This is a genomic window from Pseudomonadota bacterium, from assembly GCA_016195085.1.
Taxonomy (GTDB): Bacteria; Pseudomonadota; Alphaproteobacteria; order SHVZ01; family SHVZ01; genus JACQAG01.
The window spans coordinates 77,693-100,462 of record JACQAG010000071.1 but is presented as its reverse complement, the minus strand read 5'-3'; the positions used below and the strand labels follow the sequence as shown (position 1 = coordinate 100,462).

Genomic DNA, 22,770 nt, shown 5'->3' with positions numbered 1-22,770 from the left:
CGCCGACATCCGCGATGTGCTCGCCATCTTCGGGCGCAGCAGCGGTGGTTCCCCACATCCATATAGTTCGTCATGCGCGGGCTTGACCCGCGCATCCACGTCACGTGGTCAACTCGGCCACGGCGATTTCCGCGATTGCAAGCGCCGGTCCGGGATCGCCGCCACTATCCAACGTCCAGCATGCGGACAAGCCAGCATAAGCCAGTATCCACATGAGTAGGCGGGTCAGATCCAGCCCGGCGATCTGCGCCACGATTTGCGCTTGGCGCCGTAGCCGGCCCGGCGCGGTAGCCATCTCTCTATCCGGGTTACACATGATGTGGGCATAGTCGAAACCGCGTTCGCCAATTAGGCCTTTGGGATCGATGGCAAGCCAGCCGCGGCCCTCGCCATCGAGGACGTTGCCGTGGTGAATGTCGCCGTGCAGCACCACGACATCACGCGGTGCCGACAGGAGCTCGCGCGCGGCCATGTCGGACTTGGCGAGAATCTCGTGGTTAGGCGCGACAGCCGGCGTCAGCTCCCGGAACCAGATGGACAGGGGGACGAGGGTTGTCGGCGGTACGGTGGCCCGAGGCGCGTGCAGTCGCGTGATCGTAGCGCAGAGGATATGAGTTGCAGCATCGTCCTGGCCGTTTCTCGCCATGTCGGCGAGGTTGCGCCGGCCAGTCGCTCGCTCGAGAAGCACCGCCTCGCCCTCAAGCTCCAGCACGCGAACGGCGCCGTTCCCGCCGTACCAGACCATCAACACTGCTCCTCGGCGTTCCTCCAAGCCGGGCGCGATCTTCAGCATCGCTGGAGCGCCCCCGTAGAGCACCGGTATGAGGTGGCTACCGGAGTGCTGTGTCTTGAAGGCCTCGCCAACCGGCCTCAGGTGCCAGCGGGTGAGCCATGGCTCGAACACGTTCCTGATCACGACGTCAGCCTAGCTCAGCCGACACTGGGCTCCAATCAACGCCGCCATAGCAAGAAAGAAAGTTCACCACGGAGACACGGAGGACACGGAGAGGAATGATCAATTCTCCGCGTTCTCCGTGTTTCTGTGGTGAATCTTATGCGCATGCAACTGCGCACGGCACCGGCGCAGGACGTGGATGCGCGGGTCAAGCCCGCGCATGACGAGTTAAGAAGGCACCGAGGAGACTAGCCGCGCCGCCCTTAGTTCGCCGCCGTGGCACCCAGCTTGCCGTGGCACTGCTTGTATTTCTTGCCCGAGCCGCAGGGACAGGGCGCGTTGCGCGCGACCTTGCCCCAGGTGGTGGGATCGGCGGCGTCGACGGCCATGCCGACGGCGCGCGGCCGCAAGCGCTGGCTGCGTTCGCCCCGCGCCCCGCCCTCTCCCGCACCGGCCGGCTCGCTCACCAGCTCCGAGGAGGGCGCCGGCTCGGGCTCCGGCCCGCGGAAGCGGAGCTCGAGGTGCGCCAAAGTCATCGTCACCTGATCGCGCAGCCGCGACAGCAGCTCCTCGAACAGAACAAAAGCCTCGCTCTTGTACTCGTTCAAGGGGTCGCGCTGCGCATAGGCCCTGAGCGAAATGCCCTGGCGCAGATGGTCGAGCGCCAAGAGGTGCTCCTTCCAGGTCGTATCCAGGATCTGCAGGAGCAGGCTCTTCTCCGCATAGCGCATCAGCTCCGGCCCGTAGTTCGCCGCCTTTTCCGCCATCTTGCGGTTGACCGCGTCGGTCAGGCGGTGCCGGATCGCCTCGTCGGCGATGCCCTCCTCCTTCGCCCAGTCGGCGACCGTCAGATCGAGGTTGAAGATGCGGAGCACCTCCGTGTGCAGTCCATGCACGTCCCACTTCTCGGCATAGGCGTTGGCGGGAATGCAGCGCCGGATCAGATCGTCGATGGTCTGCTCGCGCATGCCCTCGATCATCTCGGCGACGTCGCTCGCGCGCATGACCTCGCGGCGCTGCTCGTAGATGACCTTGCGCTGCTCGTTCATGACGTCGTCGAAGCGCAGAAGCTGCTTGCGGATCTCGAAGTTGCGCGCCTCGACCTTCTGCTGCGCCTTCAGGAGCGCCTTGTTGATCCAGCTATGGACGATCGCCTCGCCTTCCTTCATGCCGAGCTTCTGCAGCATGCCGTCGATGCGGTCGGAGCCGAAGATGCGCATGAGGTCGTCTTCGAGCGACAGGAAGAACTTGGAGGCGCCCGGATCGCCCTGGCGGCCCGACCGGCCGCGGAGCTGATTGTCGATGCGCCGGCTCTCGTGGCGCTCGGTGCCGATGATGTACAGGCCGCCGGCCTGGCGCACCACCTCGCGCGCCGCCTCGATCTCGCGTTTGATGCGCTCGATGCCGCGCTGCTTGAGCTCGGGATCTTCGACGCCGGCCAGCTCCTGGCGCACGCGCATGTCGAAGTTGCCGCCGAGCTGGATGTCGGTGCCGCGGCCGGCCATGTTGGTGGCGATGGTGACGGCGCCCGACCGGCCGGCTTGCGCGACGATATAGGCTTCCTGCTCGTGATAGCGGGCGTTCAGAACCTGGTGCGGGATCTTGCGCCCCTTCAGGACTTCCGACAGCGCCTCGGACTTCTCGATCGACACCGTGCCGACCAGGACCGGCTGCATGCGGGTGCGCGCCTCCTCGATGAGCGCCACGATCGCGTCCACCTTCTCGCGCTGGGTGCGATAGACCTCGTCGTCCTTGTCGGCGCGGATCATCGGCATGTTGGTCGGGATCTCGACCACGTCCAGCTTGTAGATCTCGCTGAACTCGCCGGCCTCGGTCATCGCCGTGCCGGTCATGCCGGCCAGCTTCGGATACATGCGGAAATAGTTCTGATAGGTGATCGAGGCGAGCGTCTGGTTCTCGCTCTGCACCTCGACGTTCTCCTTGGCCTCGATCGCCTGGTGCAGGCCCTCCGACAGGCGGCGGCCCTCCATCATGCGGCCGGTGAACTCGTCGATGAGCACCACCTTGTCGTCCTTGACGATGTAGTCCCGGTCCTTGAGGTAGAGGGTGTTGGCGCGCAGCGCCTGGTTGAGGTGATGCACCAGCGAGACGTTGGTCAGATCGTAGAGCGTACCCTCATTCAACAGGCCGGCCTCGCGCAGCAGAGTCTCGAACTTCTCCACGCCCGCCTCGGTCAAGGTGGCGGTGCGGTGCTTCTCGTCCATCTCATAGTCGTCGCGTACGAGCTTCGACATCAGCCGGTCGACGCGGCGATAGGACTCGGAGGAATCCTCGGTGCGCCCGGAGATGATGAGCGGCGTGCGCGCCTCGTCGATGAGGATGGAGTCGACCTCATCGACGATGGCGAAGAAGAACTCGCGCTGGCACATGTCCTCCAGGCGGAACTTCATGTTGTCGCGGAGATAGTCGAAGCCCATCTCGCTGTTGGTGCCGTAGGTCACATCCGAGCGATAGGCGGCCTGGCGCTCGGGATCGTCGATGCCGTGCACGATGACGCCGACGGTGAGGCCCAGGAACTTGTAGATCTGGCCCATCCATTCGGCATCGCGGCGGGCGAGATAGTCGTTGACGGTGACGACGTGGACGCCCTTGCCGGCAAGCGCGTTCAGATAGACCGGGAGCGTCGCCACCAGGGTCTTGCCTTCGCCGGTCTTCATCTCGGCGATGCGGCCCTTGTGCAAGATCATGCCGCCCAGGAGCTGCACGTCGAAATGGCGCTGGCCCAAGGTGCGCTTGGCGGCTTCGCGCACGGTGGCGAAGGCGTCGACCAGAAGCTCGTCCAGGCTCTCCCCGGCGGCGCAACGAGCCTTCAGCCACTCGGTGCGCGCCTTGAGCTCGTCGTCGCTCAGCGTCACCAGCTCGGGCTCGAGCGCGTTGATGGCCGCCACCTCCTTGCGCAGAGGTTTGAGGATGCGGTCGTTTGCACTGCCGAACAGGCTTCGGGCGAAGGCGCCGAACATGAGTGGCCTCGGGGGGTATGGATCACTGGAACGAAGGCCGCCGGGCCTTTCGATCCGCGCGGAACGCTTGAGAGATAGGTGGAGCGGCCGGGGCTGTCAACGAGACTGCCCCGAGGCCGTCGAGGGCCCGGCGGCCGCGAAGGGCCGGCCGCGACGGCCGGTTTTCGGCCCATGCGGGTGGCATCTTGAATAAGAACCGCGCCTGCATTAATATTCTACTAGTGCATGGTGTCCATGCGCCTTGGGCCTATGGCCCAGCCAATGCCGGCGCGCGGCAAAATGCCGAGCTAGGTCATTGGGTTAGATGTTTTTGGCACACCAAACCTCAGAAGGAGGTCTGTCATGTTGCCATCATTCCCGGCGTCCTCCGACGCCAATGGCAATCTTCTGGTTCAGAGTCGGCTGGCATTCGCCGAGTCCGGGGATTTGCATCTCAGGCCGACCCATCACCCGCCGGACAATCACATCGCAACCAGCGTGCATGAAACCAACGCGGGCAATAGCAGCCTCGAGGTCGCGGCCTGGGCGGCCTTCGCCCGCGGCCTGGGCCTGGCCCGCGACTCCGTCTATGACGTGGTCCGCGCCATCGGGCTCGAACCGAGCGTGGCCCACGCCGTCGCCGACCAGGTGACTGAGATCGCCAAGACTGAGGCAGGAGCGCACGTGCTGGCCGGATCGGCCTCCCAAGAGGCGCGGCTGACGCTGGCTTTCAAAGGCGTCTCGGTGGAGTTTGCCGGCGCCGGCGGCAAGTTCCAGCTCAAGGTCCAAGAGGTCTCGCTCAAGGCCAGCGGCGGCGGGGCGGGCAGCGCCGGCGGCGAGGCGCATTTCGGCGAAGCCAAGGTCGCGGTCAAGGCCGCGCAAGAGAACCTGAAGGTGAGCGCCGATGGCGGGCAATTGCAGGCCCGCTTTGCCGAGCTCGGCACCAGCCTCGATGCCACGGTGTCGGTGGGCAGCTTCTCGGACGTTGCCGCGGCTTCCTCGGACAACGGCCTCGGGCTCAGCCTGACCGGTGCCGATGGCAGCCAGAGCTGGCTTGGCGCCGGTGCGGTGACCGGACTCAGCTTCGATCTGGCCGTGCCGCTGCCCTCGAGCGGCGGGCTCTCCCTGGTGGCCGGCGGCAATCCGGTCAACGTGACGGTCTGAGCCCGGGCGGATTCTGAGCAGGATTGCACGGGCGAGCGGCTTGCCGCTTGTCGGGGCTGGATCGTGGGCTATGATTAGCGGAGACGCGCGGGCGCTCCCTGGGGTGCCGCGCTTGTCTTTTTTTCCGCCAATCGAGGATGTGATTTCCGTGATGCCCCGCTCCGCCGGCCTCGTCCGCTTCGCCCTGGCGCTCGCCGCCGTCGCCCTGATCGCTCTCGGCTCCGCCTCCCCAGCCGGCGCCCAAGCCCCCGCCGCACCCCCCGGCGGATTCGCCGGCGCGCAGAGCCAAGTCGGCAAGCCGGACGCCGATCCGGTCGTGGCCAAGGTGAACGGCGATCCGATCTACCGCTCCGATCTCGCCGGCGCCGCCCAGCAGCTGCCCCAGCAATACCAGCAGATGCCGAAGGACGTGCTCTATCCGCTCCTGGTGGATCGCCTGGTCGACCTCAAGCTGATCGCGGCTGCCGGGCGGACCCTCAAGCTCCAGGATGACCCGCAGCTCAAGCATCGGCTGGTCAACTTCGAGGATCGGCTGATCCAGGAGTCCTACCTCACCAAGGAGGTGCAGAAGCAGGTCACCGACGACAAGCTGAAGCAGCGCTATGCCAAATTCGTGGCCGACAATCCCGGCCAGGAGGAGGTGAGCGCCCGCCATATCCTGTTGCAGAGCGAGGATGAGGCGAAGGCGGTCATCGCCGAGCTCAAGAATGGCGCGGATTTCGCCGAGGTGGCGCGGAAGAAGTCGATCGATCCCAGCGCCAAGACCGGCGGCGGCGATTTGGGCTATTTCACCAAGGATCAGATGGTGCCGGAATTCTCCGAGGTGGCCTTCAAGCTCGCCAAGGGACAGACCAGCGAGCAGCCGGTGAAGAGCAGCTTCGGTTGGCACGTGATCCGGGTCGAGGACAAGCGCCGCTCGCAGCCGCCCAGCTTCGAGGAGGCGCGCGAGGAGCTGACCAGCGAGCTCTCGCAGCAGATCATCACCGACGTGGTGAAGCAGCTTCGCGACGGCGCCAAGCTCGAGCGCTTCAACCTGGACGGCACGCCGCGCACCGAATAAAAGCGGCGGAGCCGCCGCCCCTCCTCGTCCACCATCACGATCGCCTCCTGAAGCCGGTTCGCTCCATGACCCAAATCTCGCCGCTGGCGCCCCTGCGCTTTCCCGATCTGCCGCCGATCGCCGGCGTCGCCATCGCCGCCTGCGCCGCCGGTATCCGCTACCAGGACCGCATCGATCTCTTGCTGGTGTCGCTGGCGGCGGGGACTGGTGCTGCGGGCGTGTTGACCCGCTCGCTCACCGCCTCGGCACCGGTCGAATGGTGCCGCCAAGCGCTGGCGCATGGCCGCGCCCGCGTGCTCGTCGTCAACGCCGGCAACGCCAACGCCTTCACCGGTGCCGCGGGGCGCGACGGGGTCCAGCGTTCGGCGGCGGCGGCGGCGGCGCTGTTCGGCTGCGCCGGCGATGAGATCTACGTCGCCTCCACCGGCGTCATCGGCGAGACGCTGCCCGATGACCGCATCATCGCCAAGCTGGCCGAGCTCAAGGCGAGCCTTGTCGGCGACGCCTGGCCGAAGGCGGCCGGCGCCATCATGACCACGGACACCTATCCCAAGGGCTCGACCCGGACGGTCAAGATCGACGGCATGCCGGTCACCATCAACGGCATCGCCAAGGGCTCCGGCATGATCCAGCCCGACATGGCGACGATGCTGAGCTTCATCTTCACCGACGCCCGCATCGCGCAACCGATCCTGCAGAAGCTCTTGTCGGAGGGCACGCCGAAGACCTTCAACTCGATCACCGTCGACAGCGACACCTCGACCAGCGACACCCTGCTCCTGTTCGCGACCGGGCAGGCCGGCCATGCGCCGATCGAGAATGCCGGCGACCGCCGGCTCGCTCCCTTCCGCAAGGCGCTCCACGAGGTCATGCGCGATCTCGCCCTCCAGGTCGTGCGCGACGGCGAAGGGGCGGAGCGGCTGGTGGAGATCCGGATCACCGGGGCCGCCTCGGAGCGCGCCGCACGGCGCGTCGGGCTGGCGATCGGCAACTCGCCCTTGGTGAAGACGGCGGTCGCGGCGGGCGACGCCAATTGGGGCCGCATCGTCATGGCGGTCGGCAAGGCCGGAGAGAAGGCCGAGCGCGACCGCCTGGCGATCCGCATCGGCGGCGTCGCCGTCGCCGCGAACGGGGCCCGGGTCGAGGGCTACGACGAGGCGCCGGTCGCCCGCCACATGCAGGGCCGCGAGATCCTGATCGAGGTCGATCTCGGCGTCGGCAAGGGCAAGGCTACGGTATGGACCTGCGACTTGACCCACCGCTACGTCGACATCAATGGCAGCTACCGCAGCTGACGCCATCGAGCGGAGACTGCCGCTCGCCACTCAGCGCCTCGTGCTGCGTCGTCCAGAACCGGCCGATGCGGAGGCGATCGCCCCGCTCGCGGCCGACGCCGAGGTGACGCGCTACACCGCGCGCATGCCGCATCCCTACGATACCGACGCGGCCCGCTCTTGGATCGCCGAGGCGTCCCGGCCGCTCACGCTCACCGGCGAGCTCGATCTCGTGCTGCTCAAGCGCGAGGACATGGCGCTGATCGGCGGGATCAGCCTCATCGTCGCCGGACCCGATGCCGGCGAGATCGGCTACTGGCTCGGCCGTGCCTATTGGGGCCAAGGCTTCGCCAGCGAAGCCGTGCAGGCGGTCGCTGCCTTCGCCGCCGAAGAGCTCAATCTCGAGCGTCTGACCGCCACCGTGCACACCGAGAACGTCCGCTCGGCCAAGGTGCTCATCGGCTGCGGCTTCCGGCTCGTCGGCGAGGCGGTGCACGAATTCCCGGCGCGCGGCCTGTCGGCCCCGGTCGCGCTCTATCACCTCGAGCATGCCGGCTGCGATCCGGCGCGTCGGTCAGCGCCCGTGGAGCTGCCGGTGGTGCTGGTGAGCGCTGCCGCACTGGTCGACGCCGATGGCCGCGTGCTCCTGGCAAGACGCCCGCCCGGAAAGGCGATGGCCGGTCTCTGGGAGTTCCCGGGCGGCAAGGTGCATGCAGGCGAGACCCCGGAGTCTGCCTTGGTGCGCGAGCTGGCCGAAGAGCTGGGCATCGATACCTCCGAGAGCTGCCTGGCGCCGATCGCGTTCGCCTCGCATCGCTATGTCGACTTCCATCTCTTGATGCCGCTCTTCGTCTGCCGGCGCTGGCGCGGCATCGTCACCGCCCGCGAGGGCCAGGAATTGACCTGGGTCCGGCCGGCGCGGCTATCCCAGTATCCGATGCCTCCGGCCGATCAACCTCTCATCGCCATGCTGCGCGACCTGCTGTAGGGTCGCATTGTCCGGCTCTAGCAACCGGAATGCCCCCACCCCTACCCTCCCCCGCCGAGGACGGCGAGGGAGGGAGTGAGGATACGTCTTCGCTCCCTCCCCCACGCATGTGGGGGAGGGTCGGGGTGGGGGCTTGCTGCTAGGTTCAAACGTCGATACGCAAGCGCTCCCAGCCCGCTGAAATGCCGAAGCGCTACTCGCCCGATCCCGAAGCCGACCGCTCGCTCCGGCACACCATGAAGGACGGCATCGGCTACGCCATCCTGGTCGGGGCTTGCGAGAACTATCTCGGCGCCTATGCCGTCTTCCTTGAGGCGACGGCCGGCCAGGTCGCCATCCTCTCCACCTTCCCCAATTGGGTGGGCTCGCTGGTCCAGCTCGTCTCCGCCTGGATCGCCGGCTTCGGCGCGCGCCGGAAGACGCTGATCCTGGCCGGTGTGGCGATCCAGGCGATCGCCTTGGTGCCGATGATCGCGCTGCCGCCCCTATGGCCGGCACATGCGATCCCGATCCTGACGCTCTGCGCGCTCGCCTACCATGCCGGCAACAATCTGGCGGCACCGATGTGGACGAGCCTGGTGGGCGATCTCCTGCCGGAACGCCGCCGCGGCCGCTGGTTCGGCCGACGCACCGCCTGGATCAACGTCGCCACCTTTTTTGCCATCGCCGGCGCCGGGTTCATCCTCGAGGCCTTCCAGGCCGTCGAGCTGGCCTATTGGGGCTTCGCCACGGTGTTCTTCCTCGGCGGTCTCGGCCGGCTCTATTCGTTCTGGCAGCTCATGCAGGTGGCCGATCCCGGACCGCCCCGGGAATCCCAGGCGACGACGCCCGCACAATCGATCTGGCACCGCATCACCAGCTCCAACTTCGTGCGCTACTCGCTCTCGATCGGCCTCATGTATGCGGCCGTGGTGTTCTCCGGGCCATTCTTCAACGTCTACATGCTGCGCGAGCTGCACTTCACCTATATCGAGTTCATGGGCAACACGGCCGTCAGCGCGGTCACCCAAGCCTTGCTGCTGCCGCTCTGGGGCCGTGTGCGCGACAGCTACGGCAACCGCATCGTCATCGTCGTCTCCGGCGCGATGATTCCGCTGGTGCCGGTGGTGTGGATCTTCACCACCAACTACTGGCTCCTGATCGGCGCGCAGATGGTGACGGGTGCGGCGTGGTCGGGCTATGCGCTGGCATCCTCGACCTTTCTCTACGACACGGTGACGCCGAGCCGGCGCGGGCTCTTCACCGCGATCCACACGGTGCTCGCCACCAGCTTCTGGTTCGTGGGCGGCCTCGCCGCCGCCTGGCTGGTCGAGCGCATGCCGACGAGCCTGACGCTTTTCGGCGAAACCTGGTCCTGGGGGAGCCACCTCATCCCCATGTTCGCGCTCTCGGCATTGGCCCGCGCCGCGGTCGCGATCGTGACCTTGCCGCGCCTCACCGAAACCGGCGCGCGGCCGGCGGGTCACCGCAAGCGGCCGCTTTTCCCCAGGCGCTGGGGTCTGGGCGGCAGGCGCTGAGCCGGTTCCTTGGCGGAGTGATCGGGCGCACAGGAATGCTTAAGGAGGGGCGTGTATAGTGGCATGAATGCGGGGCAGATCGCCCGCCGGAGCAGCGCCTTGATTTCTCACGAAGCGGTCGTCGCCACGACGCGGTTCGGCCTCGGCGCCCGGCCCGGCGAGCTCGCCCTTGTGTCCCCGGACCCGCTCGGTTGGCTCGAAGGCCAGCTCATGCCCGAGACTGCCGCTCCGGCGGCCTATGACGCGGTGCCGCCGAGCCCCGAGCGGCTGCTGCTCTTCTTCCAGGCCCAGGGACGGGGCATCGACGAGGTCGTCCGGCTCTTCCGCAAGCAATACCGTGAGGGCTTCCTCGCCGACACCGCCATCCGTGCCAGGGCGCAGATCGAGACGGATCAGCCGTTTCGCGAGCGGCTGGTCCAGTTCTGGAGCAACCACTTCACCGTCTCGGCGGTGCGCCCGGTGGTCGCCGGCATCGCCGTTCCGTTCGAGAAGGAGGCGATCCGCCCGCATGTGACGGCCAAGTTCCAGGACATGCTGCTGGCGGTGGCGCGCCATCCCGCCATGCTGCTCTATCTCGACAATGCGCTCTCGACCGGGCCGACGAGCCCACTGGGCCAGCGGCGCGGCCGCGGGCTCAACGAGAATCTGGCCCGCGAGATTTTGGAGCTGCATACGCTGGGTGTCACCGGCGGCTACGACCAGGACGACGTCAAGAGCTTTGCCCGCATCCTTACCGGCTGGACCGTCGGCAATTTGCGGACCCGCTGGGTCGGCCACTACATGTTCGTGCCGCAGTTGCATGAGCCGGGCGAGAAGATGCTGCTCGGCCGGCGCTTCGAGGAGTCGGGTGCCGCGGAAGGCGAAGCCGCGCTCCGCATGCTGGCGCGCCATCCGGCGACCGCCCGCCACATCGCAACCAAGCTCGCCCGCCATTTCATCGCCGACGATCCGCCGGAAGCGGCGGTCCAGCGTCTCGTCCGGGTGTTCACGGAGAGCGAGGGGGATTTGGGCGCGCTCGCGCTGACGCTCGTCCGCTCCAGCGAAGCGTGGACGATGGCGAACGGCAAGATCAAATCGCCGAACGACTATTTTCTCTCCGCCTTGCGCCTGACCGGGTCCGCGGGCGCCGGCGGCGACAAGCTGGTGAAGACGCTGGCGGCGCTGGGCCAGCCGCCCTTGGCCGCACCCTCGCCCGCCGGATGGCCCGATGATGCGCGCTCCTGGGTGGGGCCCGAGTCGGTGATGCGCCGGGTCGAGTTCGCCCTTGCCTTGGCCGAGCGCACCAGGCTCGCTGACGAGCCGATGGATTTGGCCGAGGCGAGCCTCGGGCCGCTGCTGGCGGCCGATACCCGCCAAGCGATCGAGCGGGCCGGCAGCCGCGCGGAAGGGTTGGCCCTCCTCTTGGCGGCACCCGAGTTCCAGAGGAGATGAGAGCCATGCTGACCAGACGCCACACGCTCCTCGGCCTCTCGGCCCTGGCCGCAGCCGCACCCCTCGGCCTGCCGTCTCTGGCGCTGGCATCCGCCAACACCGACAAGCGGCTGGTCTTCGTCGTTCTCCGGGGCGGCCTCGATGGATTGGCCGCGGTGCCGCCCTATGCCGAGAGCGAGTATCGGAGCCTGAGGGGCGCCTTGGCGTTGCCCGAGCCCGGCCAAGAAAACGGCATGATCGGCCTCGACGGTCGCTTCGGACTGCACCCGGCCTTGGCGCCCTTGGAACGATTCTGGCAGGCCCGGCAGTTCGCGGTGCTGCACGCCGTCGCCACGCCCTACCGGCAGCGCTCGCATTTCGACGGCCAGGACCTCCTGGAGAACGGCACCGACGATCCCCGGGCCAAGCCCGAGGGCTGGCTCAACCGGGCGATCGGTCTCTTGGGTTCCCGCAAGCAGCGCCTCGGGCTTGCTCTCGGCCACGCCGTGCCGTTGGTGCTGCGCGGGTCCGCTCCGGTTGCCTCCTGGGCGCCGGCGCAGCTTCCCGACGCCTCGCCCGACTTCCTCGCCAAGGTGGCGGCCCTCTATCGGCGCGACGCGCTCCTGGGGCCGGCCTTAGAGGAGGGGCTCGGCGCGCACGCCATGAGCGCAGAGCTCATCGGCGACAGCCGGGAGATGGGCGGCAATATGCGCGGTCCGCAAGCCTTCCGCATCGCGGCTACGGCCGGCGCCAAGCTGCTAGCCGCCGCCGAGGGTCCGCGCATCGCGGTCCTGGAGATCACCGGCTGGGACACCCATGCGCAGCAAAACGGCAGGCTGATGCAGCCGCTCACGGCGTTGGCCGAAGGGCTGGCGGCGCTGGCGGACGGGCTGGGCCCGGTCTGGAGCGAGACCATCGTGGTGGCGGCCAGCGAGTTCGGACGCACGGTTGCCGCGAACGGCACCGGCGGCACCGATCACGGCACCGCCGGCGTCGCCTTCATCCTCGGCGGCAAGGTGGCGGGCGGCCGCATACTCGGCCGTTGGCCGGGCCTGGCTGAGAACGCGCTCTATGAAGCCCGCGACCTCATGCCGACGACCGACCTCCGCAGCCTGCTCAAGGGCATCTTGGGCGCGCATCTAGGGTTGCCGGACGACGCCCTCGACCGGGTGGTCTTTCCCGGAAGCAGCCAGGCCCGGGCCTTGCCGGAGATCCTCGATGCCTGACCGGTTTTAGAGCCTCGAACAGCCTATCTGGGCTTCGCCTTATCGCCGGCCGAGGCTTCGGTGGTGCCGAGCGCCGTCGCCAGCCTGACCTCGGCGCTGCCGGGCTGGAGCGGCTGCTGCTGGTTCGCCGCCGGCGCCCAGCCCGTCAGATAGATCACCTCGAAGGTAGCGGGAATGCGCCCATCGGCGAGAGCGAAGCGCTGCTGATAGGCCGCCGCCGCGGCCAGCATGGTCCGGCGCCGGGAGCAATGGCGCCGCCGCTCGCTTGTGGCGTTGCTCTCGCCCATGCCGCGGAGCTCGCGCATCAGCGTGAGCGCATCGGCATAGGTCACGGTCAAGCGGTCGCCATCGCCGACCGGGAGCGCGAAGCCGGCGCGCTGCAGCAATCCCGCCCCGTCCCGGAGATCGGCGAAGGGCGATACCCGCGGGCTCGCGCCCTGTTCCTCGGCAAGCTCGGCCTCGATGAGGCAGTGGCGGAGTTCGGTCAAGGTCTCGCCGCCCAGCAGTGCGGCCAAGAACAGCCCGTCGGGCTTGAGCGCGCGGCGGACCTGGATGAGGGCACCCGGCAGATCGTTGACCCAGTGCAGGCTCAAGACCGAGAACACCGCATCGAGGCTGCCGGAGGCGAAGGGCAGCGCCTCCTCATCGCCGACGACGGCAAGCGACCCCGCGCGCCGCGCCATGGCGAAGGCGAGGTCGACCTCAATCAGCCGCTCGACGCCGCCGCGGCCGGCGAGGATGCGGCCGAGGGTTCCGGTATGGCAGCCGAGGTCGACGGCAATGGGAAAGCGGCGGTTGATGTCGCTGAGCCGGTCCGCCAAGCGCTCGGCAATCTCGCTCAAGAGGAAGTCGTGACGCTCCAGCCCAGAAGCGGCCCGCTCGCGGTGCCGCCGGACCGCCTTGCGATCGAAGACCAAGGCGCCGGAGGCGGGTTCGCCAGGGGCTCTCAGCGTCGTCATGCCCGCTCATATTGCATGCGGGCGTGGCGATTGACAGCATGACCCGCGGCCCCGACCATGGGCAGCCATGAACGGGGGCATCCAACTCGGCGCCGTGGCCCATCGCGCGCTCCGCGCCGCCTTGGATGCCGTGCTGCCGCCGCGCTGCCTCCGCTGCGGGGAGACCGTGGATGAGCCCGGATCGCTTTGCGGGGTCTGCTGGACGAAAGTGACCTTCATCGCCAAGCCGCTCTGCCACTGCTGCGGGCGGCCTTTCGAGCTGCCGGCAGATGACGGCGCCTGGTGCGGGGCTTGCCTCGCCGACCCGCCGCCCTGGCGGCGAGCCCGCGCGGTGTTCCGCTACGACGAGGCGACGCGGCCGCTCATCACCGGCTTCAAGTTCCACGACCAGACCCATGCCGCCCCGGCCTTCGGCCGGTGGATGGCGCGCGCCGGGCGCGAGCTCCTGGGCGAGGCGGATCTGATCGCGCCGGTGCCGCTGCATTGGCTCCGGCTGTTCTCCAGGCGCTACAACCAAGCTTCGCTGTTGGCGAACGCGCTCGGGCAGGAGACCGGCATCCGCGTTCTTCCCGATCTCTTGCGCCGCCGCAAGCGAACCCCGCCGCAGACCGAGCTCAACCGCCGGGAGCGGGCGCGCAACGTCGCCCATGCCTTCGCCATCCGCCCTGGACAGATGAGCGTCCTGGCCGGCAAGCGGGTCCTGCTCGTCGACGACGTGCTGACCACGGGCGCCACGGTTGCCGCCTGCGCCCAAGCCCTGAAAGGGGCGGGAGCGGCAGCAGTGGACGTGCTGACGGTCGCGCGCGTCGTCTACGGGAGCTGAGCGGAGAGCCCAATCAATGTCGAATACCAGGGTCGCCACGGGTCATGGGTTTCGCGTCGGCGTCGAGGAGGTGCTGGCGCGGATCGAGCTTGCCGCCGGCATTCGTTCGGCGACCGCGTTCCGCCACGGCACCCTGGAGCTGAAGCTCTATGCGCCGAAGCAGCAGGATCCGCAGCAGCCGCACACCCGCGACGAGGTCTATGTCGTCGTCAGCGGCAATTCCCGCTTCGTCCACGGCGAGGCGGTTGATCTGGTCGAGCCCGGCGATATCCTATTCGTGCCCGCGGGCATGGCGCACCGGTTCGAGGATTTCACCCATGACTTGGTGCTCTGGGTCATATTCTATGGCCCGGAGGGCGGCGAGCAGCCGGGCAAGGCATGAGCATGGGCACGAATGCAATCGGTGGACGCAATGATCGCCACTGACCATCGTTAGGATTGAAGCGGAGTCGCCATGGCCAAGGTCGAGATCTATGCCAGCTCCTTCTGCGGCTATTGCGCGCGGGCGAAGGCGCTCTTGCGCGAGAAGGGCGTGTCTTTCCTGGAGTACGACGTCGATATGGATCCCGGCTTGCGCAAGGCGATGCGGGAGCGTGCCGGCGGCCGCAACACGGTGCCGCAGATCTTCATCGACGGCGTGCATGTCGGCGGCTCGGACGACATTCACGCCCTCGACAGCGCCGGCAAGCTCGACCCGATGCTGGGAGCATAAGCAATGGATCGCCGCTTCAAGCTGGCGCTGCTGCAGACCAACTCCGGCCGCGACATCGAGCCCAACGTCAAGGCCGTGCTGGCGATGATGCGCGATGCCAAGGCCAAGGGTGCCCACTTCGTCACCATGCCCGAGGTCGTGCAGATGATCGAGCCGAAGCGCGATCAGGCCCGCGCCAAGGTCACGACCGAAGAAGCCTCGAGCGCGCTCGCCGCCTTCCGCGCGGCTGCGGCCGAGCTCGGGCTATGGGTGCTGGTGGGCTCGCTGCAGATCAAGCTCGCCGAAGAGCGCATGGCCAACCGCAGCTTCCTCCTCGACCCGGCCGGCCACATCGTCGCCCGCTACGACAAGATTCACATGTTCGACGTCGATCTCGGCGACGGCCAGCGCTACCGCGAATCCGCCGCCTATCAGGCCGGCGAGCGTGCGGTCATGGCAGAGCTGCCCTGGGGACGCCTCGGCCTCACCGTCTGCTACGATCTGCGCTTTCCGCAGCTCTATCGGGCCTTGGCTCAGGCCGGTGCCGAGTTCTTGACGGTGCCGTCGGCGTTCACGCGGGTGACCGGCGAGGCGCATTGGCACGTGCTCTTGCGCGCACGCGCGATCGAGACCGGATGCTTCGTGGTGGCACCGGCGCAGACCGGGGTGCATGCTGAGGGCCGCGAGACCTTCGGCCATTCCCTGGTGGTGGGGCCGTGGGGCGACATCCTGGCCGATGCGGGGACCGAGACGGGCGTCACCGTCGTCGACATCGACCCGGCGCACGTGGCCGAAGCCAGGCGCAAGGTTCCGTCCTTGACCCATGATCGCCCCTTCGCCCCGGCGGAGCTGGTGAACCCCGCCTTCCGCGCCGCCGGCGAATGAGCCGGGCGGAGATCGTCATCCGCCGCGCTCGTCCGGCGGATGGCGAGCGCGTCGCGGAGCTGGTTTTGGGGCTCGCCCGCTTCGAAGGTAAGGTCGGCACACGCATGACCGCCGACGGCTTCCGCCGCTTCGGCTTCGGCGCCCGCGCCCGTTTCTCGACCTTGGTCGCCACCTGCGCCGGCACGCTCCAGGGCTACGCCATCTACATGCCGGTGTTCAGCGTGGAGGATGCGAAGCCCGGTTTCTACCTCGACGATCTCTATGTCGAGCCGGACTGGCGCCGGGCCGGCGTGGGCCGCCTGTTGCTCCAGCGCCTGGCGCGCGAGTGCCACAAGCGCGGCTTTTCCCACATCATGTGGCATGTGCGCCTAGCCAACACGGATGCGATGGCTTTCTATGATCGCATCGATGCCGTCCGGACCGAGGTCAATTGCCGCTGGATCGAAGGCGACGCGCTGGCGCGGTTAGCGGAGCGACACTAGCCGGTAGTTGCAGCCGCCTGCTAGGCTCCGGGCATGAAGATCACCGCGCTCGAGACCATCCAGCTCCGCTCGTTCCCCAACATCCTATGGGTGCAGCTCCACACCGATCAGGGCCTCGTCGGCCTCGGCGAGACCTTCCGCGGCGCCGACGCGGTGGCGGCCTACCTGCATGCGCAGGTCGCCCCCTACCTCCTCGGCAAGGATGCGCTGCGCATCGAGGCGCATTCGCGCCACCTGCTGCAAGGCTATCTCGGCTTCGCCTCCAGCTCGGTCGAGACCCGTGGCGCTTCGGCGGTCGACATCGCGCTCTGGGATCTCTTCGGCCAATCGGTCTCGCTGCCGATCCACCAGCTTCTGGGCGGCCTCTCGCGCGACCGCTTGCGCGTCTACAACACCTGCGCCGGCTACACCTACAACGCCCGCTCGGCGCAGCGCCGCGAGATCGCCGCCTGGAGCAAGGAGGATGCCGCCGCCGAAGGGCCGTATGAGGACCAGCAGGCCTTCGTGCACCGCGCCGACGAGCTGGCGCTCAGCCTCATCGAGGAGGGCTTCACGGCGATGAAGATCTGGCCCTTCGATCCCTATGCGGAACGATCCGGCGGCACCTACATCTCCGGACCGGAGCTCGATCAGGGCCTCGAGCCCTTCGCCAAGATCCGCAAGGCCGTCGGCAACAGGATCGACGTCATGTGCGAAATGCACTCGATGTGGAACCTGCCGGCGGCACTCCGCATCGCCCGGGCCCTCGAGCCGTTCCAGCCGTTCTGGGCGGAGGATCCGATCAAGATGGACAACGTCGCCGCCATCGCCGAATTCCGCCGCGGCACCCGCGTTCCCGTCTGCGCCAGCGAGACCATGGCCACCCGCTCTGCCTTCCGCGACCTCTTGGAGGCGCAGGCGACCGACATCGTCATGCTGGATCTGTCCTGGTGCGGCGGCATCAGCGAGGCGAAGAAGATCGCGACCTTGGCCGAGACCTATCAGCGCCCGGTAGCACCCCATGATTGCACCGGCCCGGTGGTGCTGGTGGCCTCGGTGCATCTCTCCTTGAACGCGCCCAACGCCCTCATGCAGGAGGTGGTGCGCGCCTATCTCACGAGCTGGTATCGCGAGCTGCTGACCGAGCTTCCCCTGGTCAAGGAGGGCTACGTCCATCCCATGTCGGGCGCCGGTCTCGGCACCAGGCTGCAGCCCGACGTGGCCAAGCGGAAAGACGCGATCGTCCGGCGCACCGATCTCGCCTGAACGCATATTTCGCTGGCGGCCAGGTTTAGACTCAGCGCATCTGGAGACGAGACCGTGTGGGGACAGTCGGGGAGATACGCAATCGCCGTCTACCCGTCGTGAGGTGCATTCGACTCAGAACATCGGATCGCCACTGTGCGGAGGGATGCCCGGGGGGGAACGCACATGGCTGGCAGCGCCATCCTCGCAAGGAGGCTCGTCGAATCACTGCTGTTGATGCTCGTGCTCTCGACCGCCTCGACCGTGGCCGATGCGCCCGCGGCGAAGAAGCGATCCGCCGTCTCGTGGGCGGTGCTGATACAGGCCTCCGACCCGGGTGAAGGCACCGCGCCGGAGCCGATCCCGCGTACCGCGCCTTTGGGTGCCGGCGAGCGGCGGCTCCGCGTGGCATCGGCAGCGGAGCTCGGGGGAAGTCCCCGCGGCGTCCGTTCGAGCCGCGGGGTGGCGCGGCCTATCGCTGCGGGCGACGGTGAGGCGCTCATGCAGCTCGATCGGGAAGTCTTGGGGCTGTTCGGCCTGGCCGCGCTCGTCTGGCTCGGCGGCAACAGCGACCATGCCTCGAACAAGGCCTCGGTCGAAGTCATGATCGCCGGCATGCGGGAGATGGCTGACGGCGTGCGGCTCCATGGCCGCGCGACCGTAGCAAAGCTGGGTCCCGCCGATCCTCCGCCGCCAGCGCTCGAGCGCGCTCATTCCGGCGAGGGTGCGATCTCCTGCAGGCGCATGGCGTGGGCCAAACGCAGCATGTTGCCGTCGATGCCGTTGAACTCGACGGCGATCAGGCCGGCTTCCGCGTCCCGGCGTACGACGCGCGCCGGCGACAGCCCCGCCTCCTTGCTGCCTTCCCAAGAGACGCCGATGGTGACCTTGTCGCCGACCGCCAGCGGACCCTGATAGGCCTCGATCAAGAGGCCGCGGATCGACCAGTTCACCGTCTTGTAGCTGGTGCCGGCGATGGTCGCGGTGACCAGCGGATCGTTGTAGCGGATGGCGCGTCGGCGCTCGACCCCGTTCGGAGCCTTGGAGACGGGCTGCGGCTTCGCCGCCTCGTCCTCAGCCGCCTTCTTCGCCTTCTCGCTGGTGCCGGCGGGGCTGGTCATGCCGATCATCTCCAGCTTGCGCTTGACCGCGAGCTTGAAGTCCTCATCAGCGCCGGCGCGCAGCGCCATGGAGTAGTGCTCCTTGGCCTTGGTGATGAGCTTGTTCTTGCGCTCCTCGTCGCCCGCCCTGACGGCACCATTGGCGTCGTCGAGAAAGAGATTCACGCTCATCTCGTAGGCTTGCCGCAGCAAGAGCTTGCAGCGGTCCTGGAACTCCTTTCGCCGCGCCATCGGGAACGCCTTGTCCTTGGCGATCTCGGCCACACGGTTGGATTTGCGCTCGACGGCATCGGGATTGCCGTTTGCCGCATCGCCGATCATCTTCTCGAACTCGGCCTCGGCCCGCTTGACCAGCGCTTGCTCGAGCTCTTGGCGCGATTGCGCGGATTGTACTGCTACCGCCATGGCTACCTCGCAATGCCGTCACCACTCCTCCGCTTCTCGGAGGTCATACGGACATGCTCGCGTAACCCGCTTAACGTTTGATTAATATATGGAATTCAACCTAAAGTCCGCGCATCTCGGGCGCCGATCGCCGCCTCGCGGAGATCAGTCGGCGGTGCCGGAGAGGGTGGTGATCGCCACCGCCAGCTGCTCGGGCGTCACCGTGGCGCCGCGCAGATCGGCTTCGCGCAGATCGGCCTGGGTCAAGTCGGCGCCGGTCAGGTCGACGCCGCTCAAATCGACGCGGCAGAGATGCGCACCCTTGAGGCGCACGCTCCACAGCCGGGCCTTGGTGAGCTTGGTCGGTCTCACCGGATCGCTCGAACCCTTGCCATGGAGCCCGAGGATGGCCTCGCTCAGATCGGCGCCGCCAGCAAACGCGCGGCTGAAATCGGCGCCGCGCAGATCGGCGCGACGCAGCTTCGCATCGCGCATGTCGCAGAAGCCGAAATCGGCAAAAAGCAGCCTGGCGCCGCTGAAATTCGCGCGCGCCAGCTCGGCCCCGGTGAGCTTGGCGCCGGCGAGGTTGGCGTCGCGGAAATCCGCACCCTTCAGATCGGCGCCCGGAAGCTCCAGGCGGACCCCCTTGGCGCCGCCGGATTCCACCCATTCCAGGTGCGCCGCGATCATCTCGGCGATCGGCTTCGGCGGCGGCGTTCCCGGCTTCACCGGCGTGCCCTTGGCGCCGGATTTGCTGATGTCGCCGTTCATGATGGTGCCGAACAGCTTGGCGCCGGTCACGTCGGCGCGGGTCAAGGTCGAGTCGGTCAGAACCGCACCGAACAACGTGGCGCCGCTCAAATTGGAATCGGTCAGGTCCGCCTGCACCAGGATGGCGCCGGTCAAATTGGCGTTGCGCAAATCGGCGCCATTCATGCGCGCGCCGCGCAGCACCGCGTCGCTCAGATCGACCTGCGCGCCGGAGGCCTTGGAGAAGCGGGCGCGGCTCAGATCCGCCCGCCGCATCACCGCGGCCGTCATGTCGGAGGGGGTGAGCTTCTGCCGGTTCGTGGTGAGGTCGCCTTCCTCGACATAAGCTACCTCGCCCTCGCGCATGTCGGCTTCGGTCAGGATCGCATTGGTGAGATCGGCGCCGCTGAGGCAGGCACCGCGCAGATCCGCCTTGGTCAGGTCAATCCCTTGCGCGGTGATGGAGCGCAGATCGGCGCCGAACAGGATGACATTGGCCAGGGCGGCCCGGGTAAGCTTGGTGCCGGCGAGCTTGGCCCCGGTCAAATCGGCGCCGGCGAGATTGACCCCGGTCAGGTCGCGGTTCGAAAGATCGCGCCGGGCGAGGGTCGCGCGCCGTCCGCCGCGCGCACCCTTGATGAAGCGCAGATGGCAGTCGAGGGCGTCCTTGAGCGCGTCGTCGTCGATCCTGACGAACCGTTTCGGCTCTTCGTTCTGCTGCCCCGCCACACCGCCCATCAGGCTACAACCTCGTCAAACATCCGCACTGCCCCGCTGCACCGGAAGGTTTCAACTATTACCGGCTGAACAACTGAAACAGGTGACACCCCATTTCGAGGTTTATATCTGTTCAACTAATTCTCTTCAAGAAAAACGGATGAATTTTCTTAGTCCGATCAAGGTTGTCGCCTATCGGGACGCTTGCCGATGGTTACTTGATTAATGCACGAGTTTTACCAAAAACTGTCGAGCATTGTCCGACCTACTAGGAATAGCGGGTGAGCATTGCAGGCTAGCATATGTTGCGCCCGCGAAGGCCCGGCCTGGCAGAGCAGCAAAAGCATGGGGGAGGCGGCCCCGCGGACTGCCGCCGGCGCTTCGGCCGGCATCTCAATCGGGCCAGAGGAACACTCGTGACCGAATCAGCGCGGTGCTTGAGCTCAGCGCCGGACGTAGCCGTCGCTGGTGAACGGGCCGCCATGGAAGCGGCGCGCCGGATCGCCTTCCGGCCGCGGATCGCCATGGCTCAGGATCTGCTTGGCGTAGGTCTCGGCATTGTCCTCTGGCCGGTAGGCGACATGGGGCGAGAGCGAATTGTCCCACCAGCTTCTGGTGTTGTTGGACATGCCGTACATGATGGTGAAGCCGAGGAACGGCGCCTCCAGACAAGCTTGGATGAGGCGAAGCAAATCGGGATAGCTGAGCCAGGTCGAGAGATGGCGAGCCTCCTTCGGCTCGGGCAAGCAGGAGCCGATCCTGAGGCAGGCGACCTCGAGGTTGTGCTTGTCGACATAGAGGCTGCCGAGATCCTCGCCGAACGCCTTGGAGACGCCGTAATAGCTGTCCGGCTTCTGCAGCGAGGTGGCATCGAGCCTGGTCTCGACGGTGTGAAAGCCGATGGCGTGGTTGGAGGAGGCGAAGACCAGGCGCTTGATACCTTTGCGCCGTGCCGCCTCGAAGACGTTGTAGGTGCCGATGATGTTGGAGTGGAGGATCGTCTCCCAATCGGCCTCGACGGAATAGGCGCCGAAATGCAGGATCGCTTCCGTGCCCTCGACCATGCGCTCGACCGCCGCGAGATCGTGGAGGTCGCAGACGACCTGCTCCTCGCCATTGAGCGCCGGCGCGAAGCTCACCTTGTCGGCGCTGCGCAAGCGGCCATAGGCCTCGATCAGCTTCGGCCGGAGATAGCGGCCGAGCGCGCCCGCCGCACCGGTCAAGAGGATCGGCTTTGCCGCCATCTCAGGCCGCCGCTGCCGCGGCTGCCGCCCGATCGGAAGCGATGAGCGCGGTCACCAGCTTCTTCAGCGCGAAGTGATGCTGCGGCTCGAGATTGCTCAAGAGCGGCAACACCACGCCCATATCGGCAATCCCCGACAAGGTCACGGCCTCGTGCAGCACGGTGATGAAGCTGAGCTTCTCGCGGAAATCTTCGAGCGGGATGAAGAACTGGCGCAGCCGCTCGGCCGCGGCCCAGTCCTTGCGCCGGCAAGCCTGCAGCATCGCCCGCGCGCTGCGGGGCGCGATGCATACCGAGCCCGAAGTGAAGCCGGCGAGATCGAAGTCGCGCATATGCACCAGCGCCGGCCGCTCGCCCATGCCGCTGACGATGCTCTTGCGGTCGATGAGATGGACCAGGCGCTGGAGATACCGGTCCTCCTTCGGATCGGAGCGGGCGATTGCGTATTTGACCGCGGCGATCACGCCCGCATCGACGAGGCGCTTCACACCTTCGGGCGCGATCTGGCCCTCGCTCTTGATATAGAGGATGACCGGACGGCCGAAGCGCGTGGCGAAGCTCTGCACCCCCGCCTCGACGCCGGCCTGGGTCATCGGCGCGGCCGGCGGCATCACCATGGCGGTCGGAAATGCGCGGCTCCTAAGCACGTCGGCCTGGTCCAGCATCTTGCCGAAATCCGGACCGACGGAGGGAATGACCCAGCTTCCCGGTGCTGCGGCCTCCGCCAGGAAATCGAGGATGCCGGCGAACTCGTAGAGGCCGACATGATAGAAATTGGCGTTGCCGCCATAGAGGAGCGTGCTGACGCCGCCGGCTTCCACATGGCGGATGAGCCGGGTGTTCTCCGGCTTGTCGATCGACAGATCGCCATGGCGCCCCAGGGGCAATACGGCCATGACCGAGTTCGACAGATCGGCCAGCGCGACCGGAGAGGTCTTCATGGCAGATGCTTCCTTCCCACTGGGGTGACGCGGGGAGAACGATAGGGGCGGGTCCG

General features: G+C 67.4%; 20 protein-coding genes. 13 read left to right on the top strand and 7 right to left on the bottom strand.

The genetic code is table 11. The features are described from left to right. Nucleotides 1–100: 100 nt before the first annotated feature. Together HY058_19500 and secA are read right to left on the bottom strand one after the other, a co-directional pair. A complete protein-coding gene (locus HY058_19500) occupies nt 101–904 on the bottom strand; it encodes a 3'-kinase (protein ID MBI3499486.1) in 804 nt (267 codons plus the stop codon). A 254-nt stretch (nt 905–1,158) separates the two neighbouring features. Further along, on the bottom strand, nt 1,159–3,876 hold the full coding sequence (gene secA, locus HY058_19495; GenBank protein ID MBI3499485.1) for a preprotein translocase subunit SecA: 2,718 nt from the start codon (nt 3,874–3,876) through the stop codon (nt 1,159–1,161). Between the two features lie 342 nt (nt 3,877–4,218). Between secA and HY058_19490 the strand changes: the two genes are divergently transcribed. From HY058_19490 to HY058_19460, 7 genes are all read left to right on the top strand, one after another. After that, nucleotides 4,219–5,019 (top strand): hypothetical protein, encoded by an 801-nt coding sequence (locus HY058_19490; GenBank protein ID MBI3499484.1) that lies wholly within the window; start codon nt 4,219–4,221, stop codon nt 5,017–5,019. 148 nt (nt 5,020–5,167) lie between these two features. Continuing rightward, entirely contained in the window at nt 5,168–6,079 is a 912-nt protein-coding gene (locus HY058_19485; GenBank protein MBI3499483.1) for a peptidylprolyl isomerase, read from the top strand. 65 nt (nt 6,080–6,144) lie between these two features. After that, the gene (gene argJ, locus HY058_19480) at nt 6,145–7,374 is read left to right on the top strand and encodes a bifunctional glutamate N-acetyltransferase/amino-acid acetyltransferase ArgJ (GenBank protein MBI3499482.1); all 1,230 of its coding nucleotides are present in this window, start codon (nt 6,145–6,147) and stop codon (nt 7,372–7,374) included. After that, entirely contained in the window at nt 7,355–8,341 is a 987-nt protein-coding gene (locus tag HY058_19475) for a GNAT family N-acetyltransferase (GenBank protein MBI3499481.1), read from the top strand. The genes argJ and HY058_19475 overlap by 20 nt, the downstream gene beginning before the upstream one ends. 182 nt (nt 8,342–8,523) lie before the next feature. Continuing rightward, nucleotides 8,524–9,858: an MFS transporter gene (locus tag HY058_19470; protein MBI3499480.1), complete on the top strand. Its 1,335-nt coding sequence runs from the start codon at nt 8,524–8,526 to the stop codon at nt 9,856–9,858. Nucleotides 9,859–9,921: 63 nt separating this feature from the next. Next, a complete protein-coding gene (locus tag HY058_19465) occupies nt 9,922–11,289 on the top strand; it encodes a DUF1800 domain-containing protein (GenBank protein ID MBI3499479.1) in 1,368 nt (455 codons plus the stop codon). Nucleotides 11,290–11,294: 5 nt separating this feature from the next. Next, on the top strand, nt 11,295–12,494 hold the full coding sequence (locus HY058_19460) for a DUF1501 domain-containing protein (protein MBI3499478.1): 1,200 nt from the start codon (nt 11,295–11,297) through the stop codon (nt 12,492–12,494). A 23-nt stretch (nt 12,495–12,517) separates the two neighbouring features. On the opposite strand, the gene HY058_19455 is transcribed toward HY058_19460, so the two are convergent. Next, nucleotides 12,518–13,453, bottom strand: coding sequence for a methyltransferase domain-containing protein (locus tag HY058_19455; GenBank protein ID MBI3499477.1), 936 nt, complete (start codon nt 13,451–13,453; stop codon nt 12,518–12,520). Nucleotides 13,454–13,520: 67 nt separating this feature from the next. On the opposite strand from HY058_19455, the gene HY058_19450 reads away from it, so the two are divergent. From HY058_19450 to HY058_19425, 6 genes are all read left to right on the top strand, one after another. Then, entirely contained in the window at nt 13,521–14,276 is a 756-nt protein-coding gene (locus HY058_19450; GenBank protein ID MBI3499476.1) for a ComF family protein, read from the top strand. Between the two features lie 16 nt (nt 14,277–14,292). Beyond that, nucleotides 14,293–14,658, top strand: a complete 366-nt coding sequence (locus HY058_19445) for a cupin domain-containing protein (GenBank protein ID MBI3499475.1) — start codon at nt 14,293–14,295, stop codon at nt 14,656–14,658. Nucleotides 14,659–14,730: 72 nt separating this feature from the next. Then, entirely contained in the window at nt 14,731–14,988 is a 258-nt protein-coding gene (gene grxC, locus HY058_19440) for a glutaredoxin 3 (GenBank protein MBI3499474.1), read from the top strand. A gap of 3 nt (nt 14,989–14,991) precedes the next feature. After that, nucleotides 14,992–15,852, top strand: a complete 861-nt coding sequence (locus HY058_19435) for a carbon-nitrogen hydrolase family protein (protein MBI3499473.1) — start codon at nt 14,992–14,994, stop codon at nt 15,850–15,852. Beyond that, on the top strand, nt 15,849–16,334 hold the full coding sequence (locus HY058_19430; protein ID MBI3499472.1) for a GNAT family N-acetyltransferase: 486 nt from the start codon (nt 15,849–15,851) through the stop codon (nt 16,332–16,334). Before HY058_19435 ends, HY058_19430 begins: the two co-directional genes overlap by 4 nt. Before the next feature lie 33 nt (nt 16,335–16,367). Then, entirely contained in the window at nt 16,368–17,579 is a 1,212-nt protein-coding gene (locus HY058_19425) for a mandelate racemase/muconate lactonizing enzyme family protein (protein MBI3499471.1), read from the top strand. A gap of 689 nt (nt 17,580–18,268) precedes the next feature. On the opposite strand, the gene HY058_19420 is transcribed toward HY058_19425, so the two are convergent. The 4 genes from HY058_19420 to HY058_19405 all read right to left on the bottom strand — a co-directional run bounded on the left by HY058_19420 (nt 18,269) and on the right by HY058_19405 (nt 22,714). Beyond that, on the bottom strand, nt 18,269–19,084 hold the full coding sequence (locus tag HY058_19420) for a PilZ domain-containing protein (GenBank protein ID MBI3499470.1): 816 nt from the start codon (nt 19,082–19,084) through the stop codon (nt 18,269–18,271). 144 nt (nt 19,085–19,228) lie between these two features. Further along, nucleotides 19,229–20,551, bottom strand: coding sequence for a pentapeptide repeat-containing protein (locus HY058_19415; protein ID MBI3499469.1), 1,323 nt, complete (start codon nt 20,549–20,551; stop codon nt 19,229–19,231). Nucleotides 20,552–20,973: 422 nt separating this feature from the next. Continuing rightward, nucleotides 20,974–21,774 carry an NAD(P)-dependent oxidoreductase gene (locus HY058_19410; GenBank protein MBI3499468.1) on the bottom strand — a complete coding sequence of 267 codons (801 nt, stop codon included), beginning with the start codon at nt 21,772–21,774 and terminating at the stop codon, nt 20,974–20,976. 1 nt (nt 21,775) lies between these two features. After that, nucleotides 21,776–22,714, bottom strand: coding sequence for a dihydrodipicolinate synthase family protein (locus tag HY058_19405; GenBank protein ID MBI3499467.1), 939 nt, complete (start codon nt 22,712–22,714; stop codon nt 21,776–21,778). Nucleotides 22,715–22,770: the final 56 nt, after the last annotated feature.

Excerpts from the sequence above, each read along its gene's own strand:
- secA (MBI3499485.1), bottom strand. The coding sequence starts at position 3,876 with ATGTTCGGCGCCTTCGCCCGAAGCCTGTTCGGCAGTGCAAACGACCGC.
- HY058_19490 (MBI3499484.1), top strand. The coding sequence starts at position 4,219 with ATGTTGCCATCATTCCCGGCGTCCTCCGACGCCAATGGCAATCTTCTG.
- argJ (MBI3499482.1), top strand. The coding sequence starts at position 6,145 with ATGACCCAAATCTCGCCGCTGGCGCCCCTGCGCTTTCCCGATCTGCCG.
- HY058_19475 (MBI3499481.1), top strand. The coding sequence starts at position 7,355 with ATGGCAGCTACCGCAGCTGACGCCATCGAGCGGAGACTGCCGCTCGCC.
- HY058_19470 (MBI3499480.1), top strand. The coding sequence starts at position 8,524 with ATGCCGAAGCGCTACTCGCCCGATCCCGAAGCCGACCGCTCGCTCCGG.
- HY058_19465 (MBI3499479.1), top strand. The coding sequence starts at position 9,922 with ATGAATGCGGGGCAGATCGCCCGCCGGAGCAGCGCCTTGATTTCTCAC.
- HY058_19460 (MBI3499478.1), top strand. The coding sequence starts at position 11,295 with ATGCTGACCAGACGCCACACGCTCCTCGGCCTCTCGGCCCTGGCCGCA.
- HY058_19455 (MBI3499477.1), bottom strand. The coding sequence starts at position 13,453 with ATGACGACGCTGAGAGCCCCTGGCGAACCCGCCTCCGGCGCCTTGGTC.
- HY058_19450 (MBI3499476.1), top strand. The coding sequence starts at position 13,521 with ATGAACGGGGGCATCCAACTCGGCGCCGTGGCCCATCGCGCGCTCCGC.
- HY058_19445 (MBI3499475.1), top strand. The coding sequence starts at position 14,293 with ATGTCGAATACCAGGGTCGCCACGGGTCATGGGTTTCGCGTCGGCGTC.
- grxC (MBI3499474.1), top strand. The coding sequence starts at position 14,731 with ATGGCCAAGGTCGAGATCTATGCCAGCTCCTTCTGCGGCTATTGCGCG.
- HY058_19435 (MBI3499473.1), top strand. The coding sequence starts at position 14,992 with ATGGATCGCCGCTTCAAGCTGGCGCTGCTGCAGACCAACTCCGGCCGC.
- HY058_19430 (MBI3499472.1), top strand. The coding sequence starts at position 15,849 with ATGAGCCGGGCGGAGATCGTCATCCGCCGCGCTCGTCCGGCGGATGGC.
- HY058_19425 (MBI3499471.1), top strand. The coding sequence starts at position 16,368 with ATGAAGATCACCGCGCTCGAGACCATCCAGCTCCGCTCGTTCCCCAAC.
- HY058_19420 (MBI3499470.1), bottom strand. The coding sequence starts at position 19,084 with ATGGCGGTAGCAGTACAATCCGCGCAATCGCGCCAAGAGCTCGAGCAA.
- HY058_19415 (MBI3499469.1), bottom strand. The coding sequence starts at position 20,551 with ATGGGCGGTGTGGCGGGGCAGCAGAACGAAGAGCCGAAACGGTTCGTC.
- HY058_19410 (MBI3499468.1), bottom strand. The coding sequence starts at position 21,774 with ATGGCGGCAAAGCCGATCCTCTTGACCGGTGCGGCGGGCGCGCTCGGC.
- HY058_19405 (MBI3499467.1), bottom strand. The coding sequence starts at position 22,714 with ATGAAGACCTCTCCGGTCGCGCTGGCCGATCTGTCGAACTCGGTCATG.